Origin of the sequence: Kitasatospora sp. NPDC051170, from assembly GCF_044455705.1 — a bacterium.
Taxonomy (GTDB): Bacteria; Actinomycetota; Actinomycetes; order Streptomycetales; family Streptomycetaceae; genus Kitasatospora.
The window spans coordinates 1-16,010 of the sequence record NZ_JBITFA010000020.1 but is presented as its reverse complement, the minus strand read 5'-3'; the positions used below and the strand labels follow the sequence as shown (position 1 = coordinate 16,010).

The following is a 16,010-nucleotide window of genomic DNA, read 5'->3' as shown; positions in this document are numbered from 1 at the left end:
AAAGTGCGGCGGCGCCTCCCGGGCCGCCGGCGGCTGGGCGACAATGGCGGCCATGACCACCTTCAACGACGGTTCCCCGCTGATCTCGGCGGCCGATGTGGCGCGGGATCTGGCCTCCGAGCGTCCGCCGGTGCTGCTGGACGTGCGCTACCAGCTGGTCGGCGCGGCCCCGGGCGGCCCGACCGCGGCCGAGGACTACGCGGCCGGGCACCTGCCCGGCGCCCACTTCGTCGATCTGGACCGGGACTTGGCGGCCCCGCCCGGCGCGCCCGGCCGGGGCGGGCGGCATCCGCTGCCGGACGTGGAGGAGTTCGGCGCGGCGATGCGCCGCTTCGGGGTGAGCGCGGGCCGCCCGGTGGTGGTGTACGACGGCGCCGCCTCGATGGCGGCGGCCCGGGCGTGGTGGCTGCTGCGCTGGGCCGGGCACCGGGACGTGCGGGTGCTGGACGGCGGCTTCGCGGCCTGGCGGGCGGCGGGTCTGCCGGTGTCGGCCGAGGTGCCGGAGCCGCAGGAGGGCGACTTCAAGCCCACCCCGGGGCTGATGCCGACGGTGGACGGGGACGGCGCGGCGGTCTGGGCGCGGGAGGCCCTGCTGCTGGACGCCCGCTCGGGCGAGCGCTACCGGGGCGAGGTCGAGCCGGTGGACCCGAGGGCCGGTCACGTCCCGGGCGCGGTGTCGGCCCCGACGACGGAGAACGTGGGCCCGGACGGACGCTTCCGGCCGGCCGCCGAACTCGCCGAGCGTTTCGGGGCGCTGGGCGTGGGGGAGCGGCCGACGGCGGTGTACTGCGGTTCGGGCGTGACGGCGGCGCACCAGGTGCTGGCGCTGGAGCTGGCGGGCGTGGAGGCCACGCTGTACCCGGGCTCGTGGAGCGAGTGGTCGAGCGACGAGTCCCGCCCGGTGGCGGTGACGGATCAGCCGGGCTGATCACCTGACGGGCGGAAGGGGCGGAAGGTCGTGAAGACCTCCCGCCCCTTCCGCGTCCGTACCGAGTGCCGCTACTCCTGCTTCTTGCGCCGGCTGCCGAAGACGATCTCGTCCCAGCTGGGCACGGTGGCCCGGCGCCCGGGCCGGACGCCGTCCGCCTCGGCCTGCCGGTCGGTGGTGCCGACCAGGCGCTCCCGGTGGGGGGCGACGGCGCGGGGCATCAGGATGTCGGCGTAGGCCGAGCCCGCGCCGACGGCCGGTGCCGCAGCGGCGGCCGCGGGTTCCTCGGTCTCCTCGGCGACCTCGGCGGGAACCGGTTCGATCGGGGCGGGGCCGCCCACGGCGAGGTCTCCGCGGAAGGCGGGGACGACGTCGAGCAGGCTGGTCAGCGAGTCCCGGGACTCGGCGGTGGCCTCGCGCGACTCGCGGACCTCACGGGCCGACATGATGCGGTCGGCGGAGGGCCGGTCGATCATCGGGCGGAGCGGCCGGTCCTGGGGGAGCCGGGCGATCCGCGGGATGAACGGGAAGACCGACTCCTCCTCGCGCTCGACGTTCTCGCCGATGAGCGCGCGGGCCTCGTCGTCGTTGGGCTGGACGAGCCGCCGGGGCGGGTCGTACGTCCAGCAGGCGCTGCGGCCCTCGTCGTCGGCCCGGTAGGAGAGGATGACCTCCCAGGTGCCGTCGTCGCGCCGCCAGGAGTCCCAGCGCTCGGTGTCCTTCTCGGCGCCGCGCAGCGCGAGCCGCTCGGCGACGGCCTCGCCGAGCTGGGGCCCGGTGGTCTCCCCGTTGCGGCGGATGGCGGTCTTGCGGGCGCGTTCGGCCATGAAGGCGCGCTCGGCGAGGACGGGGCCCTCGAAGCGGCGGACCCGGTCGACGGAGATGCCGGCGGCCTGGGCGACCTCCTCGGCGGAGGCACCGGCTCGTATCCGCGCCTGGATGTCCCGGGGGCGGAGGTGGCTCTCGACCTCGATCTCGATCTGGCCGAGGCGCGGCCGGTCCCCGCGGATGGCGGCACGAAGCCGCTCGTCGATGGGGAGGGTGTACTCCGTGCTGTCGGCAGCCTTGAGCACCAGCCGTGTGCCGTCGTTGCTGACGGCCACAACCCGCAGTTCGGGCACGGTTACCTCCCGGGTGGTGCCTGCCGACGTCACCTGCGTCGCTGCTCCCGTACTGAGTGTGGCCTGCCCGCTCGCGACTGGCCACAACCTTGCTGAGTTCCCCGGCGTGTCGGGCTCACGCCCGCGCATGCCGCTGTGGCACGGTTGCCTTTTTGCCACGTCATCGGTCGACGTCGCGCCTGGGTGTCCCGGCCGTCCTCGCACACGGAGTGTTCGCGACGATCCGGGACCGGCGTCGCCGTGCGTGCCTGTTCCGTGGCTCTTCGTCAGGCTGCCGGTGAAGGCGCAGTCGACAAGTCGACCCAAGGCTCGGGCTTTACGAACAGTACTCCATTCGTGGCATCCGAAGGGGCGGCTCGCCGCTCAAGTCTCCCGCGATTCACGGGAATCTCAAGAGCGCGCGCCTTCGATGGCGTACCACCGTCGGACGAACGGTGATCATCTTCACACAATCCGGGCCGGAAGAACCGCATTTTCGTCCCTTGTGTCCTTCTTTGGGCAAGATGGAGTGACTTGTTCGAAGAACAGTCGTACGGACCGAGGGATGTCGATGCCGGAGCGGAGCCCCGTCGAGGAGGGCGAGAAGAAGGAGCGCAGGCGGATCGATCTGAGTGTGGCTCAGGTCGCGGCGAGTGCGCTGGCCACGGTGGCCGGGGCATTGCTGGCGTCCGAACTCGGGGTGTACGGCACGATCATGGGCGCCGCGGTGGTCAGCATCGGGGCGACCACCGGCGGTGCGCTGTTCCAGCACCTGTTCAAGCGCACGGGCGAGCAGCTGCGCGAGGCGGTGGACCGGGGGCCGAACCAGACGGCCAACACACTGCGTCAGGTGCCGACCGGTCGGCCCGACTCCGAGGAACGGCCCGCCGTGTCCTCGCAGTGGAACGAGCCGCGGGTGGTGCGGGCGCGCCGGCGGTGGACGTGGAAGTCGTACGCGGCGGTGTCGGGCCTGGTGTTCGTGCTGGCGATGACGCCGATCGTGGCGTACGAGGTGGCCACCGGCCAGCCGGTGTCGGCCACGGTGCGCGGCGAGTCCGGCAGCGGGACGTCCTTCGGCGGGTCGGTGGCGCCCAAGGACCGGGAGCCGAAGGACGCGCAGCCGGAGCGCCCCGCCCCGTCCGGTGGCGCCTCGCAGCCGTCGACGCGGCCGTCCGCCCAGCCGTCGACCGGGCCGGAGCCCCGGCCGAGCGGGACTCCGAGTGCGACGCCCTCCGGCGGCGCCTCTCCCTCGGCGAGCCCGAGCCCGAGCGCGACCCCCTCCGCGGGGGCCTCGCCCTCGGCGGGCGGCGGCGGTGGGCCCACGGGCTCCGCCACGCCGCAGCCGCCCGTGCCGAGCGAGCCCGCGGCCGCCTCCCGGGCGCCGGTGACGCCGTAACGCCGTAGCGCCGTGACGCCTCAGTCGCCGAGGACGCGGCGCAGGTAGTCGTTGCCGAAGACGCGCCGGGGGTCGACCTCGTCGCGCAGGGCGGTGAAGTCGGCGAAGTGCGGGTAGACCCCGGCGAGGTAGGCGGCGTCGCGGGTGTGCAGCTTGCCCCAGTGGGGGCGGCCCCGGTGGGCGGCCATCAGCTGCTCGACGCCGGTGAAGTAGCCCTGGTCGGCGGTGCCCCGGTAGAGGTGGACGGCGATGTAGGCGCTGTCGCGGCCGGAGGCGGTGGAGAGCCACAGGTCGTCGGCGGGGGCGAAGCGGACCTCGACGGGGAAGCTGATCCTCCAGTCGGAGCGCTCGACGAGCGCCTTGAGCTCGCGCAGCACCTCGGTGAGGGCCTCGCGGGGGACGGCGTACTCCATCTCCACGAAGCGCACCTTGCGCGGGCTGGTGAACACCTTGTACGCGGTGTCGGTGAAGCTGCGCTCGGACCAGGCGCGGCTGGCCAGCGAGGCGATGGCGGGGACGGAGCGGGGGAAGCGGCGGCCGACGCGGCAGGCGCCCTCCCAGACGGTGTTGGAGAGGAAGTCGTCCTCCAGCCACTCCTTGAACCGGGGCAGCGGGGCGGCCGGGCCCTGGCTGCGGTTGTTGCGCTTGGTCGAGCAGCGGTCGGTGTGGGGGAACCAGTAGAACTCGAAGTGCTCGTTGACGGCGGTGAGGTCGTCGAGGCGATCGAGCACCTCGTCGAAGGACATGGGCTGCTCGTGCGCGGTGAGCAGGAAGGCCGGTTCGACGGCGAAGGTGAGCGCGGTGATCACGCCGAGGGCGCCGAGGCCGAGGCGGGCGCCCTCGAAGAGCCGGGGGTTCTCGGTGGGGGAGCACCGGTGGACGCTGCCGTCGGCGAGGACGATCTCCAGGGCGCGGATCTGGGCGGCGAGGGAGCCGGAGTCACGCCCGGTGCCGTGGGTGCCGGTGCTGGTGGCGCCGGCGACGGTCTGGACCTCGATGTCGCCCATGTTGGTGAGGGAGAGGCCCTCGGCGGCGAGGAGGCGGTTGAGGCGGTGCAGGGGCAGGCCCGACTCGACGGTGACGGTGCCCGCCTCGCGGTCGAGTCCGCGGACGGCGGTGAGCGCGTGGGGGCGCAGCAGCAGGCCCTCGCCGGGGGAGGCGATGGAGGTGAAGGAGTGCCCGGAGCCGGCGGCCTTGACGGTGCGGCCCTGGTCAGCGGCCCGCAGGATCTCCTTGGCGAGTTCCTCGGGGGTGCCGGGGGTGGCCGTCCGGGTCGGCAGGGCGCTCTGGTTTCCGGCCCAGTTGGTCCAGCGGGTGGGGTTCGCGGTACCGACCTGGGGCATGCGCGGCCTCCGATGTCCGGCGGGGGTGGGGGCGGCGCAGTCCGCCCTACCCATGAGTAGGGGCTCACGGGTAGGGCGAGATTAGTCAGATCACCGGTCGGCGTCTACGGGTTGTCCGGGGGTGGTCGCGTTCTCGCCGTCGGCGGCGAGTCCGCCGTGCAGGCGGCCGAGGCCCACGAGGGCGGCGACCACGCCGAGCAGGCCCGCGCCGAAGGGCACCCAGTAGCCCGCGGGGGCGCCGGAAGCGTCCACCACCCAGCCGCCGGCGGAGGAGCCGACGGCGACGCCGAGGGCGAGCCCGGTGGTGGTCCAGGTCATGCCCTCGGTCAACTGGGAGGCGGGGACGAGCCGCTCGACCAGGGCCATGGCGGAGATCAGGGTGGGGGAGATCGCGATGCCCGCGATCAGCAGGGCCCCGCCGACGGCGGCCAGGCCGACGACGCCGTCGACGGAGTGGGCGACCACCACCAGCGGGATCATGCTGATGGCCATGAACACCACACCGAGGAAGAAGCGGGTGGCCAGGGAGCCGGTGAGCTTGAGGCCGCCGTAGACCACGCCGGCCAGGCAGGAGCCGAGCGCCCACAGGGCGAGGACCACGCTGGCGACCGGCTTGTGGCCCTGGGCGTCGGCGAAGGCGACGGTGACGACCTCGACGGAGCCGAAGATCGCGCCGGTCGCGACGAAGGTCAGGATCAGCACCTGGAGGCCGCGGTTGAGGATGACCGAGTGGCCCTCGTGCCTGGCGGCGGGGTGTACGGGCGGCTCGGTGGAGCGCTGCCCGGCGAAGAGCAGCACGCCGACGGCGAGGAAGACCGCCGCGAGCATCACGCCGGCCTCGGGGAAGACGGAGGTGGCCAGGCCGATGGAGAGGATCGGGCCCACGATGAAGCAGATCTCGTCGACCACGGCCTCGAAGGAGTACGCGGTGTGCAGCTTCTCCGGGTCGTCGCGGTAGAGGTGGGCCCAGCGGGCGCGGACCATGGCGCCGGTGCTGGGCATGACGCCCATGCCGGCGGCGAAGACGAACAGCGTCCAGTCCGGGGCGTTCAGCCGGGCGCAGAGCAGCAGGCCGACGACCGAGGTGATGGTCATCGCCATGGCGGGGACGATGATCCGGCGCTGCCCGTGCCGGTCGACCAGGCGGGAGACCTGGGGGCCGAGGACGGCGGCGGAGACGGCCATGGTCGCGGAGACCAGGCCGGCGACGCCGTACGCGCCCCTGAGCTGGGAGAGCATCGTGATGATGCCGATGCCGGACATCGAGATCGGGATGCGGGAGACGAAGCCGGTGGTCGAGAAGGCCAGGGTGCCGGGGGCGGCGAATATCCGGCGGTAGGTGGAGAGCACGGGGGAGCTCCGGACGCGAGGGTAAGGAACAAGGCTGGCATAGACAGATTACGTACGTTGGCAAACCGAATTTTCCGGGCACCGGAGCAGCCCTGGCACCGGCGCACGGCCCCTCAGTGGCAGGATCGGTGCCATGTCCGACGCGCGCAAACCCTCACCGTCCGGGGCCGCTCCCTACGACGCCCTGCTGCTGCTCTCCTTCGGCGGGCCCGAGGCCCCCGAGGACGTCGTCCCGTTCCTGGAGAACGTCACCCGGGGCCGGGGCATCCCCAGGGAACGGCTCAAGGAGGTCGGCCGCCACTACTTCCTGTTCGGCGGGGTCAGTCCGATCAACGGGCAGAACCGCGAGCTGCTCGCTGCCCTGCGGAAGGACTTCGCCGCGCACGGCCTCGACCTGCCGGTGTACTGGGGCAACCGCAACTGGGCGCCCTACCTGGTGGACACCCTGCGGGAGATGGCGAAGGACGGCCACCGCCGCATCGCCGTCCTCGCCACCAGCGCCTACGCCGGGTACTCGGGCTGCCGCCAGTACCGGGAGAACCTGGCCGACGCGCTGGCCGTGCTCGCCGGGGAGGGCCTGCCGGCCCTGAGCGTGGACAAGCTGCGGCACTTCCACAACCACCCCGGCTTCGTCGAGCCGATGATCGAGGCCACCCTGGCCGCCCTGGACGAGCTGCCCTCCGAGGTGCGCCGCGGCGCCCGGCTGGCGTTCACCACCCACTCCATCCCCACCGCGATGGCCGAGACCTCCGGCGCCCCGGACGACCCGGCCCGGGGCACGCCCGGCGGCGCGTACGTCGCCCAGCACCTGGACGTGGCCCGGCTGATCGCGGCCGCCGTCGCCGAGCACACCGGCGTGGCCGGGCGGCCGTGGGAGCTGGTCTACCAGAGCCGCAGCGGCGCCCCGCACATCCCGTGGCTGGAGCCCGACATCTGCGACCACCTGGAGGCCGAGCACGCGGACGGCGCGCCCGCCGTGGTGATGGTCCCGATCGGCTTCGTCTCCGACCACATGGAGGTCAAGTACGACCTCGACACCGAGGCCCTCGCCAAGGCCTCCGAGCTCGGCCTGCCGGTGGCCCGCGCCGCCACCGTCGGTGCCGACCCGCGCTTCACCGCCGCCGTGCGCGACCTCGTCCTGGAGCGGGCCGCCGTCGAGCGCGGCGAGGCCGTGACCCGCTGCGCCCTGGGCGCCCTGGGCCCCAGCCACGACCTGTGCGCCGCCCGCTGCTGCCCCAACCCGCAGGCCCCGCGCCCTGCGGCCGCCGAGCAGGGCACCGCCGAGAAGGGCACCGCCGAGCAGAACGCCGAGGAGAGCCATGTCTGAGCACGCCCTGCCCGAGCTGCCCGAGGACGGGCTCCTGGACGACCTGCTGGCCGTCGCCCTGGACGCGGCCCGGCAGGCCGGCGCCCTGCTGCGCGACGGCCGCCCCGCCGACCTCGGCGTGGCCGGCACCAAGAGCAGCCCCGTGGACGTGGTCACCGAGATGGACCTCGCCTCCGAGAAGCTCGTCCTGGAGCTGATCACCGAGCGCCGCCCCGGGGACGGCTACCTCGGTGAGGAGGGCTCCGAGCGCCCCGGCACCAGCGGGGTGCGCTGGGTCGTCGACCCGCTCGACGGCACGGTCAACTACCTGTACGGGCTGCCGTCCTGGGCGGTCAGCGTGGCCGCCGAGCTGGACGGCCGGACGGTCGTCGGCGTGGTGTACGCCCCGGCCCGCGGGGAGCTGTTCCACGCGGTCCTCGGCCGCGGCGCCCGGCTCGACGGCCGGCCGGTCACCGCCCGCCAGGCCCCGCCCTGGGGACAGGCGCTGATCGGCACCGGCTTCAACTACGTCCAGCCGGTGCGGGTGCGCCAGGCCGAGGTGCTCCTCGCCCTGATGCCCGAGGTGCGGGACGTGCGCCGCGGCGGCGCCGCAGCCGTGGACCTGTGCGACGTCGCCGCCGGGCGGCTGGACGGCTACTACGAGCGCGGCCTCGCCCCCTGGGACCGCTCCGCCGGCTGCCTGATCGCCACCGAGGCCGGCGCCCTGGTCGGCGGCCGCCCCGGCCACGGCCCGGACGGCCACCTGACCGTGGCCGCCGCCCCGGGCGTCTACGAGCCCCTCCAGGAACGCCTCGCGGCCCTGCGCGCCTGGGAGGACTGAGGCCCCACCCGAACGCGAACACGCGAACATGCGAAGAGCCCTGGCATACGGGGGATGCCAGGGCTTGAAGGTTTCGCACGGCCCCCGTAGGGCCGCTGGTGCCGAGGGTGCGGCGGGGTCGGGTCGGCAGGCGGATCAGGCGGCGGTGCGGTGGCGCTCCAGCACCGTGTCGATGCCGTGGTCGGCGGCGAGGCGACGGAGGTCGTCCAGCTCGGACTGCTCCACCTCGGCGAGGAACTCGTCCCCGGCTTCGATCGCGCGGTGCAGGTCCTGCTCGGCGTTGGCGATGCGCTGCAGGATTCCGGCCTTGAAGGCGTCCATACGGGCCCCCTTACTGTGTCGGACGTGCACGGTCGTACGTTCTCCGCCCCGAGGTGGTCCAGCCGGTGCAAACGCCCGGGCCGACAGGTGAAGGCTCTACCGGTCGGGCGCGGAGACGGCCCCTCGGCCGCTCCCGGTGATGTCCCAGCCCCAGGGCCGGCGCGGATGAACGCACGGCGGGAGGGTGCGATCGGCTCACGGCCAGATCGCGGGTGTGCAGCTCTCCTCCCCGCCCCCGGCGCCGGGAAACCTTCCGGCTGAAGAAAGCCGGAGAAAGTTGCCGGGGTCACAGTCCAAACGGAGCGGTGCCGACACGAACGGTCACCGATCGGGGCGCACGCCCCGTGCCTGCGAGGCAGCTTATCGCTGCTTTACCGCAGGACCAGGCAGGATGGAGGCACCGTCGGAGCCGCGCGTCCGCTTCCGGGGCCGGCCTGGAGAAGGGACAACGACCGTGCGGGTTCTCGTCGTCGAGGACGAGCAGTTGCTCGCCGAGGCCGTCGCCACCGGCCTGCGCCGCGAGGCGATGGCCGTCGACGTGGTGTACGACGGGGAGGCCGCGCTCCAGCGCATCGCGGTCAACGACTACGACGTGGTCGTCCTCGACCGCGACCTCCCGCTGGTCCACGGCGACGACGTGTGCCGCAAGGTGGTCGAGCAGGGCCTCGCCACCCGGGTCATCATGCTGACCGCCTCCGGCGACATCAGCGACCGGGTCGAGGGCCTGGAGATCGGAGCGGACGACTACCTTCCGAAGCCGTTCGCCTTCAGCGAACTCGTCGCCCGAGTCCGGGCGTTGGGCCGCCGCGCCACCATCCCGCTGCCGCCCGTCCTGGAGCGCGCCGGGATCTCGCTCGACCCCGGTCGCCGCGAGGTCATCCGCGAGGGGCGCACCGTCCAGCTCGCCCCCAAGGAGTTCGCCGTCCTGGAGGTGCTGATGCGGGCCGGCGGCGCCGTCGTCTCCGCCGAGCAGCTCCTCGAGAAGGCGTGGGACGAGCACACCGACCCGTTCACCAACGTCGTGCGCGTCACCGTGATGACGCTGCGCCGCAAGCTCGGCGACCCGCCGGTGATCGTCACCGTGCCGGGCTCCGGCTACCGCATCTGACACCCGCCACCCGATACCCGCCACCCGTCACCCGACCGTCCGGCCGGAACCACCCACCCCGAGGATTCCCCGCCGCATCCCGCGCCCGCCCCGTCCGGCGGACGCCCCGAGAGGACCGTCATGACCACCCCGCCCCCGGTCGGCGGGTCCTCCGGCGCGCCCGCCGGAGGACCGCGCGCCGTGGTCCCGCCCCGGCCCACCCACCCCCCGCGCCCGCCCCGGCTCAACCAGCAGGAGTCGTACGTCCCCGGTGACGGCCTGCTCGCCTGGCTGCCCTTCCGCCCGACCATCCGGATGCGCCTGACCCTGCTCTACGGCGGGATGTTCCTGATGGCCGGCGTGGTCCTGCTGCTGGTCATGTACTTCTTCGTCCAGCAGTCCCTCCAGGAGGTCGGCCAACCGCGCCTGATGATCCCCAGCGGCGCGGGGATCTCGGTGCGGACGCCGGACGGCCTGACCTTCACCAACCAGGCCGCCCTGGACCAGTGGCTCAACGAGTACAAGTCCGTCCAGGCCGACCAGGCCCTCAACACCCTGCTGCGCAAGCTGCTCACCGTCCTGGTCTGCCTCGCCGTGATCGCCTTCGCCGCCGGCTACGCGATGGCCGGCCGGGTGCTGCGCCCGCTCGGCCGGATCACCCGCACCGCCCGCGACGTGGCCTCCTCCGACCTGCACCGGCGCATCGAGCTGGACGGCCCCGACGACGAGCTCAAGGAGCTCGCCGACACCTTCGACGAGATGCTCGACCGGCTGGACCGCTCCTTCGACTCCCAGCGCCGCTTCGTCGCCAATGCCTCCCACGAGCTGCGCACCCCGCTCGCGATCAACCGCACCCTGCTGGAGGTCCAGCTCTCCGACCCGGCCTCCTCGCCCGACCTCCAGCAGCTCGGCAAGACCCTGCTGGCCACCAACGAGCGCAGCGAACAGCTCGTCGAGGGCCTGCTGCTGCTCGCCCGCAGCGAGAACGAGCTGAACGACCGGCGCCCGGTGGAACTGTCCGAGGTCGCCGCCCGGGCGGTCGAGCAGACCCGCTCCGAGGCCGACAAGCGCGAGGTGGAGCTGCGCACCGACCTCGACCCGGCGGTGGTCGCCGGCAACGGCGTGCTGCTGGAGCGGCTCGCCCTCAACCTGCTGCAGAACGCCGTCCGGTACAACACCCCCGGCGGCTGGGTGGAGCTCGTCACCGCCGAGGTGCCCGGGGGAGGGGAACTGGTGGTCTCGAACACCGGCCCGGTGGTGCCCGGGTACGAGCTGGAGCACATCTTCGAGCCCTTCCGCCGGGTCAAGGGCGCCGACCGCACCCGCAGCGACAAGGGCGTGGGCCTGGGCCTGTCCATCGTCCGCTCGGTGGTGCGCGCCCACGGCGGCAGCATCGAGGCCACCCCGCGCGCCGGGGGCGGGCTCACCATGCGGGTGCGCATCCCGAAGCCGTGAGACACCAGTGCCGTGATGTACCCAGACCGTGAAGGCGCGAAGCGCTGAACCCGTAAAGCCGCAGCCCCGCGCGCTGCTCCGCGCGCGACCGTTTCCAGCCGCCCCCGCGAGGCCCGTCAAGACGACATAAGGCCAGGCGGGGGCGGCTTGTCTTTTCCTGCCCGGGCAACTTACGGTGTCGTAACCTACGCAACCGTAAGTGCGTCCCGCCGGATGCGTCCGGCCGGTCCGTACGACGTGTGCCCACCGATCGCGCCCGTCCCGTGCGTGCCCGTCCCCAGGAGCAAGACCGTGACCATCGCCCCTGTTCAGAGCAGCCCCTCGCTCGGATCGAGCGGCTGGACCGACGCGCGGCTGATCCTGGCCCTCGAAGAGGTCGTGGAGAAGGAGCTCAACCGCCACCTGGCCATCGCCAAGGAGTGGATGCCGCACGAGTACGTGCCCTGGGGCCAGGGCCGCGACTTCGACGGCGTGCTGGGCGGGGAGGCGTGGTCCCTGGGGCAGTCCCAGGTGACCCCGCTGGGCCGGGTGTCGCTGGTGGTCAACCTGCTGACCGAGGACAACCTGCCGAGCTACCACCACGAGATCGCCACGATGTTCGGCCGCGAGGGCGCCTGGGGCACCTGGGTGCACCGCTGGACGGCCGAGGAGGGTCGCCACGGGATAGCCATCCGCGACTACCTGCTCGCCACCCGGGCCGTCGACCCGGTCGAGCTGGAGCGGGCCCGGATGAGCCACATGTCGGAGGGCTTCGAGTCCGACAACGCGCACAGCATGCTGCACTCCGTCGCCTACGTGGCCTTCCAGGAGCTCGCCACCCGCATCTCGCACCGCAACACCGGCAAGTACGCGGGCGACCCGCTGGCCGACCAGCTGCTGGCGAAGATCGCCAACGACGAGAACCTGCACATGGTCTTCTACCGGAACCTGCTCAAGGCCGCCATGGAGATCGCCCCCGACGAGGCCATGCGTGCCATCGCCGACGTGGTCACGGACTTCCGGATGCCCGGCCACGGCATCCCCGGCTTCGAGCGCGCCGCCGCGCAGATCGCCATCGGCGGGGTGTACAACCTGCGCATCCACCACGACGACGTGCTGCAGCCCGTACTGCGCCATCTGAGGGTCATGGAGACCACCGGGCTGAGCGCCGAGGGTCTGCTGGCCCAGGACCGCCTGGGGGCCTTCCTGGACGGCCTGGACGCCCAGGCGACCAAGTTCGAGGAGCGGCAGGCGGCTCTGCTGGCCCGCCGCGAGGCCCGTCGCAACGCGGGTTAGTCAGGTCACACGGGCAGTCGGACTGGGTGGATTTTCCATAATTTGACCAGGAAGATTCTGAACGTGACCAAGGTCACACCGTGTCGCTCCATGGCTGTGGGCGACCCCGGAGCGTGATCATGCCCTCGGTGGTGCCGATCGCCGTCCGTGACTGGAATTCGCCACTCCATCGGTCCGGAGGATTGGTCGGCACCCCAGGTGGGCATAGGAATCAGCAGATGTCCGGGCGGGCGCCGACTACTGTGCGTGATCGGAAAACCGGTCCGGAAGCGCGTCGGCGATGGCCCAGCGTGAGGCCCGTCGAGCCCCGATGGATCACCCCAACGGACCCCCGGCTGAGTGTCGATTGAGTAACGGGGCTTGAAGTAAGGCAAAATCTCGCCCTCGGGTCGGGCACAAGACCGACCCCCCATGCGTTACGTGCGCTGGAGATACCGCACACCGCACCAACCCGGAGGGGGAGAGCGAACTATGGCAACGGACTACGACACCCCACGCAAGACCGACGACGAGCTCAACGAGGACAGCATCGAGGAGCTCAAGGCCCGGAGGAACGACAAGGGAGGCGGCTCGGTCGACGTCGACGAGTTCGACGCGGCCGAGGGCATGGAGCTTCCCGGCGCCGATCTGTCCAACGAGGAACTCGCCGTACGGGTGCTGCCGAAGCAGGCCGACGAGTTCACCTGCATGAGCTGCTTCCTGGTGCACCACCGGAGCCAGCTGTACAGCGAGAAGAACGGCAACCCGATCTGCCGGGACTGCGGCGCCTGAGCACCGCGGTCGTCAGGGCCCGGTGCCCGCGGGTTCCCGCGGCGCCGGCACAGCGCCCCTTCCGGCCCCGGGCAGCGGGGCCGGACGGCAGGACCGGAGGCCGCCCCCCAGGGGCGGCGCCGGTAGGGACGGAGTCGGGCGGTGACGCGCCGACCGGCACAAAGTCATGGGGACGGTCCCGCAGCGGCGGAACCGTCCCTCTCCGTTTTTCCGGCCTCTCCGGCCGGCCTGTTCCTCCGGTGTGCCCGCGTCGCTAGGCGCGGGCGCCCCGGCGGGCCTCGTCGAGGGCCTGCGCCAGTTTCATCGGCGAGCGCGTCGACAGGTAGAGGTACGGCGTCGGGTCGGCCGGGTCGGTCACCTCGATCCGCAGCGCGGTCGGGACGTAGCTGCGCAGCAGCATGAAGGCGCGCGGATCGGCCTTGGGCCCGCGCCAGGCCGCGGCCTCGGACGGGCTCAGCGCGTGCGCGGCGCCCAGGGCGTCCACCGGGATCCGGGCCTGGCCGGCGACCAGGGAGCCCTGCACCACCCGGATCCGGGCCGAGCCGTAACTGCTGATCGCGACCGCGCCGGCGGCCACGCCGACCACCAGTCCGATCAGCGCGGCCGGTCCGCTGACCCGGATGAGGATCAGCGCCAGCGTGAGACCGACAGCGACCGGGAGCAGCCACCAGGAGCGCGGCACCGTGAGGCGTTCGTCGTACATGCCTCCATTGTGGGCGCCCTGACGCCCCGCCCCGGACCCAACCCCCGCCGGAGGCCCTGCTACCGCCGGGTAGGGCTGGGTAGGGTGGGGCCTCGTGACCGGTACGAGAACCCCCACCACGCCGATGTCCATGACCCCGACCACCCCGCCGCAGGACGCCGTGCTGCCGGAGCGCCACCCCGAGGCGCCCGCCCCCGGCACGCGACTGGGCTCGCACTACGAGCACTGCTTCGGCTGCGGCCCGCAGCACCCCGGCGGCCTGCGGATCGACGCCGTCGCCGGTGAAGGTCTCGACGTCAGCGCCGTGTTCACCGTCCGGGACGTCCACCAGGGCGGCCCCGGGCTCGCCCACGGCGGCGTGCTCACCACGGCGATGGACGAGACCCTCGGCACCCTCAACTGGCTGCTGCACGTCCCCGCCGTGACCGGCCGCCTGGAGACCGACTTCCTCAGCCCCGTGCCCGTCGACACCCCGCTGCACCTGCGCGCCTGGGTCACCGGCGTGCACGGCCGCAAGGTCTACAGCGCCGCCGAGGCGCGGATCGACGGCCCGGTCGCGGTGCGGGCGGCGGCGCTCTTCATCCAGGTGAAGCTGGAACACTTCACCACGCACGGTCGTCCCGAGGACATCGAGAAGGTCCTCGACGACCCGGATCTGATGAAGCGCGCACGAGCCTTTGAGGTGAACCCGTGAGTACCAGCCCCCGAGAGCCGCTGGACGTCCTGATCAGGCGACTCGACCCCGAGCTGCCGCTGCCCGCGTACGCGCAGCCCGGAGACGCGGGTGCCGACCTGCGCACCACCGTCGACGCCGAACTCGCCCCCGGCGAGCGGGCCGTGCTGCCGACCGGCGTCGCGATCGCCCTCCCGGACGGCTACGCGGCCTTCGTGCACCCGCGCTCCGGGCTCGCAGCTCGTTGCGGAGTTGCCCTCGTGAACGCCCCGGGGACGGTCGATGCCGGGTACCGTGGAGAGATCAAGGTGATCGTCGTCAATCTGGACCCGCGCGAGGGGGTCAGCTTCCGCCGAGGGGACCGAATCGCCCAGCTGGTGATCCAGCAGGTCGAGAAGGCCCGCTTCCACGAGGTGGAGGAGCTGCCTGGGTCGGCACGCGCCGAGGGCGGGTTCGGGTCGACCGGCGGCCACGCCGCGGTCTAGCATTCCCGCGGCCTCGCAGGAAGCCGAGCAGGTATTCGCATCGGTCTTGGACCGGGAAGGACAGTGACCGTGTTCCGTCGTCGCCAGAAGAGCGAGGACGCTGTCGAGCAGCTCGCCGACGACGCCATCAGCGCCGACGAGACGGCCGATGACGTCGAAGGTTCCGCCGAGAGCGAGAACGAAACCGAGCTGGACCCGGCCGACAAGGTCGGCCTCCCGCCGGCCCCGCGGCCGGACGGTCCGTGGGACCACTCCGAGCTGGAGAACCCCGAGGAGGGGCGGGTGGACCTCGGGGGTCTGCTGGTCCCCGGGGTCGAGGGCATGGAGCTTCGCGTCGAGGTCGCCGGTGACGCGATCGTCGCCGCCACCCTCGTGCTCGGCAACAGCGCCATCCAGCTCCAGGCTTTCGCGGCCCCGAAGTCGGAGGGCATCTGGGGCGAGGTCCGCGAGGAGATCGCCAACGGCATCACCTCGCAGGGCGGCCTCATCGAGGAGGAGGAGGGCGAGCTCGGCTGGCACCTCCGTGCCCAGGTCCCGGTGCAGCTGCCGGACGGCACCCAGGGCGTGCAGCTGGTGCGCTTCGTCGGCTGCGACGGCCCGCGCTGGTTCCTGCGCGGCGTGATCTCGGGCCAGGCCGCCGTGCAGCCCGAGATGGCCGGCATCCTGGAGCAGGTCTTCCGTCAGACGGTCGTCGTCCGTGGTGACAGCCCGATGGCTCCGCGCGACCCGATCGTGCTGAAGCTCCCCGAGGACGCGCAGATGGTCGCGGACGGTGGCGGGGCGGCCGCCGCCTCCGGCGAGAACCGCTACGGCTCGCTCGACCCGTTCGCGCGCGGCCCGGAGATCACCGAGGTCCACTGACCGTTCCCCGGTCGTTCGCCGATCGCCCCCGTCCGGATGCCCGGGCGGGGGCGATTTGCATGTGGCGGGCCCGTCCCCGTACAGTTCCGGAGTCGCCGCGGGAGACCGGGGCAAC

Annotated in this window: 15 protein-coding genes and 1 pseudogene; 11 read left to right on the top strand and 5 right to left on the bottom strand. The window is 72.9% G+C overall.

Annotated elements, in window-relative coordinates:
- Nucleotides 1-52 precede the first annotated feature (52 nt).
- Nucleotides 53-928: a sulfurtransferase gene (locus ACIBCA_RS32555; protein WP_396286665.1), complete on the top strand. Its 876-nt coding sequence runs from the start codon at nucleotides 53-55 to the stop codon at nucleotides 926-928.
- 71 nt (nucleotides 929-999) lie between these two features.
- On the opposite strand, the gene sepH is transcribed toward ACIBCA_RS32555, so the two are convergent.
- Nucleotides 1,000-2,082, bottom strand: a complete 1,083-nt coding sequence (gene sepH, locus ACIBCA_RS32550) for a septation protein SepH (protein ID WP_396286664.1) — start codon at nucleotides 2,080-2,082, stop codon at nucleotides 1,000-1,002.
- A 517-nt stretch (nucleotides 2,083-2,599) separates the two neighbouring features.
- Here sepH and ACIBCA_RS32545 point away from each other — a divergent pair.
- On the top strand, nucleotides 2,600-3,424 hold the full coding sequence (locus ACIBCA_RS32545; RefSeq protein ID WP_396286663.1) for a hypothetical protein: 825 nt from the start codon (nucleotides 2,600-2,602) through the stop codon (nucleotides 3,422-3,424).
- 20 nt (nucleotides 3,425-3,444) lie between these two features.
- On the opposite strand, the gene ACIBCA_RS32540 is transcribed toward ACIBCA_RS32545, so the two are convergent.
- Both ACIBCA_RS32540 and ACIBCA_RS32535 read right to left on the bottom strand, forming a co-directional pair.
- Nucleotides 3,445-4,767 carry a D-arabinono-1,4-lactone oxidase gene (locus tag ACIBCA_RS32540; protein WP_396286662.1) on the bottom strand — a complete coding sequence of 441 codons (1,323 nt, stop codon included), beginning with the start codon at nucleotides 4,765-4,767 and terminating at the stop codon, nucleotides 3,445-3,447.
- Between the two features lie 90 nt (nucleotides 4,768-4,857).
- Entirely contained in the window at nucleotides 4,858-6,117 is a 1,260-nt protein-coding gene (locus tag ACIBCA_RS32535) for an MFS transporter (protein ID WP_396286661.1), read from the bottom strand.
- A 133-nt stretch (nucleotides 6,118-6,250) separates the two neighbouring features.
- Here ACIBCA_RS32535 and ACIBCA_RS32530 point away from each other — a divergent pair, with 133 nt between their 5' ends.
- Together ACIBCA_RS32530 and ACIBCA_RS32525 are read left to right on the top strand one after the other, a co-directional pair.
- A complete protein-coding gene (locus ACIBCA_RS32530; RefSeq protein WP_396286660.1) occupies nucleotides 6,251-7,444 on the top strand; it encodes a ferrochelatase in 1,194 nt (397 codons plus the stop codon).
- Entirely contained in the window at nucleotides 7,437-8,264 is an 828-nt protein-coding gene (locus ACIBCA_RS32525) for an inositol monophosphatase family protein (protein WP_396286659.1), read from the top strand. Before ACIBCA_RS32530 ends, ACIBCA_RS32525 begins: the two co-directional genes overlap by 8 nt.
- 135 nt (nucleotides 8,265-8,399) lie before the next feature.
- Here the strand turns inward: ACIBCA_RS32525 and ACIBCA_RS32520 are convergent, their stop codons facing one another.
- Nucleotides 8,400-8,585 (bottom strand): hypothetical protein, encoded by a 186-nt coding sequence (locus ACIBCA_RS32520; RefSeq protein ID WP_224282990.1) that lies wholly within the window; start codon nucleotides 8,583-8,585, stop codon nucleotides 8,400-8,402.
- A 454-nt stretch (nucleotides 8,586-9,039) separates the two neighbouring features.
- Here ACIBCA_RS32520 and ACIBCA_RS32515 point away from each other — a divergent pair, with 454 nt between their 5' ends.
- The 4 genes from ACIBCA_RS32515 (at nucleotide 9,040) to ACIBCA_RS32500 (ending at nucleotide 13,173) form a co-directional block, all read left to right on the top strand.
- Nucleotides 9,040-9,693, top strand: coding sequence for a response regulator transcription factor (locus ACIBCA_RS32515; protein ID WP_030285473.1), 654 nt, complete (start codon nucleotides 9,040-9,042; stop codon nucleotides 9,691-9,693).
- 120 nt (nucleotides 9,694-9,813) lie between these two features.
- Nucleotides 9,814-11,127, top strand: coding sequence for a sensor histidine kinase (locus tag ACIBCA_RS32510; RefSeq protein ID WP_396286658.1), 1,314 nt, complete (start codon nucleotides 9,814-9,816; stop codon nucleotides 11,125-11,127).
- 291 nt (nucleotides 11,128-11,418) lie between these two features.
- Nucleotides 11,419-12,402 (top strand): acyl-ACP desaturase, encoded by a 984-nt coding sequence (locus ACIBCA_RS32505; RefSeq protein WP_396286657.1) that lies wholly within the window; start codon nucleotides 11,419-11,421, stop codon nucleotides 12,400-12,402.
- Nucleotides 12,403-12,873: 471 nt separating this feature from the next.
- Nucleotides 12,874-13,173, top strand: coding sequence for a DUF4193 domain-containing protein (locus ACIBCA_RS32500; protein WP_030057692.1), 300 nt, complete (start codon nucleotides 12,874-12,876; stop codon nucleotides 13,171-13,173).
- Between the two features lie 253 nt (nucleotides 13,174-13,426).
- On the opposite strand, the gene ACIBCA_RS32495 is transcribed toward ACIBCA_RS32500, so the two are convergent.
- Nucleotides 13,427-13,876: a DUF3093 domain-containing protein gene (locus ACIBCA_RS32495; RefSeq protein WP_396286656.1), complete on the bottom strand. Its 450-nt coding sequence runs from the start codon at nucleotides 13,874-13,876 to the stop codon at nucleotides 13,427-13,429.
- Between the two features lie 124 nt (nucleotides 13,877-14,000).
- Between ACIBCA_RS32495 and ACIBCA_RS32490 the strand changes: the two genes are divergently transcribed.
- The 3 genes and pseudogenes from ACIBCA_RS32490 to ACIBCA_RS32480 all read left to right on the top strand — a co-directional run bounded on the left by ACIBCA_RS32490 (nucleotide 14,001) and on the right by ACIBCA_RS32480 (nucleotide 15,895).
- Nucleotides 14,001-14,570: a PaaI family thioesterase gene (locus ACIBCA_RS32490; protein WP_396286751.1), complete on the top strand. Its 570-nt coding sequence runs from the start codon at nucleotides 14,001-14,003 to the stop codon at nucleotides 14,568-14,570.
- Nucleotides 14,567-15,101, top strand: a pseudogene (gene dut / locus ACIBCA_RS32485) (dUTP diphosphatase). Before ACIBCA_RS32490 ends, dut begins: the two are co-directional and overlap by 4 nt.
- A gap of 2 nt (nucleotides 15,102-15,103) precedes the next feature.
- Nucleotides 15,104-15,895, top strand: a complete 792-nt coding sequence (locus ACIBCA_RS32480) for a DUF3710 domain-containing protein (RefSeq protein WP_396286655.1) — start codon at nucleotides 15,104-15,106, stop codon at nucleotides 15,893-15,895.
- The last annotated feature ends 115 nt before the right edge of the window (nucleotides 15,896-16,010 follow it).

What these genes read in the sequence shown, in the direction of transcription:
- ACIBCA_RS32555 (WP_396286665.1), top strand. Translation starts at nt 53, where the DNA reads ATGACCACCTTCAACGACGGTTCCCCGCTGATCTCGGCGGCCGATGTG.
- ACIBCA_RS32545 (WP_396286663.1), top strand. Translation starts at nt 2,600, where the DNA reads ATGCCGGAGCGGAGCCCCGTCGAGGAGGGCGAGAAGAAGGAGCGCAGG.
- ACIBCA_RS32540 (WP_396286662.1), bottom strand. Translation starts at nt 4,767, where the DNA reads ATGCCCCAGGTCGGTACCGCGAACCCCACCCGCTGGACCAACTGGGCC.
- ACIBCA_RS32530 (WP_396286660.1), top strand. Translation starts at nt 6,251, where the DNA reads ATGTCCGACGCGCGCAAACCCTCACCGTCCGGGGCCGCTCCCTACGAC.
- ACIBCA_RS32525 (WP_396286659.1), top strand. Translation starts at nt 7,437, where the DNA reads ATGTCTGAGCACGCCCTGCCCGAGCTGCCCGAGGACGGGCTCCTGGAC.
- ACIBCA_RS32520 (WP_224282990.1), bottom strand. Translation starts at nt 8,585, where the DNA reads ATGGACGCCTTCAAGGCCGGAATCCTGCAGCGCATCGCCAACGCCGAG.
- ACIBCA_RS32510 (WP_396286658.1), top strand. Translation starts at nt 9,814, where the DNA reads ATGACCACCCCGCCCCCGGTCGGCGGGTCCTCCGGCGCGCCCGCCGGA.
- ACIBCA_RS32500 (WP_030057692.1), top strand. Translation starts at nt 12,874, where the DNA reads ATGGCAACGGACTACGACACCCCACGCAAGACCGACGACGAGCTCAAC.
- ACIBCA_RS32495 (WP_396286656.1), bottom strand. Translation starts at nt 13,876, where the DNA reads ATGTACGACGAACGCCTCACGGTGCCGCGCTCCTGGTGGCTGCTCCCG.
- ACIBCA_RS32490 (WP_396286751.1), top strand. Translation starts at nt 14,001, where the DNA reads ATGTCCATGACCCCGACCACCCCGCCGCAGGACGCCGTGCTGCCGGAG.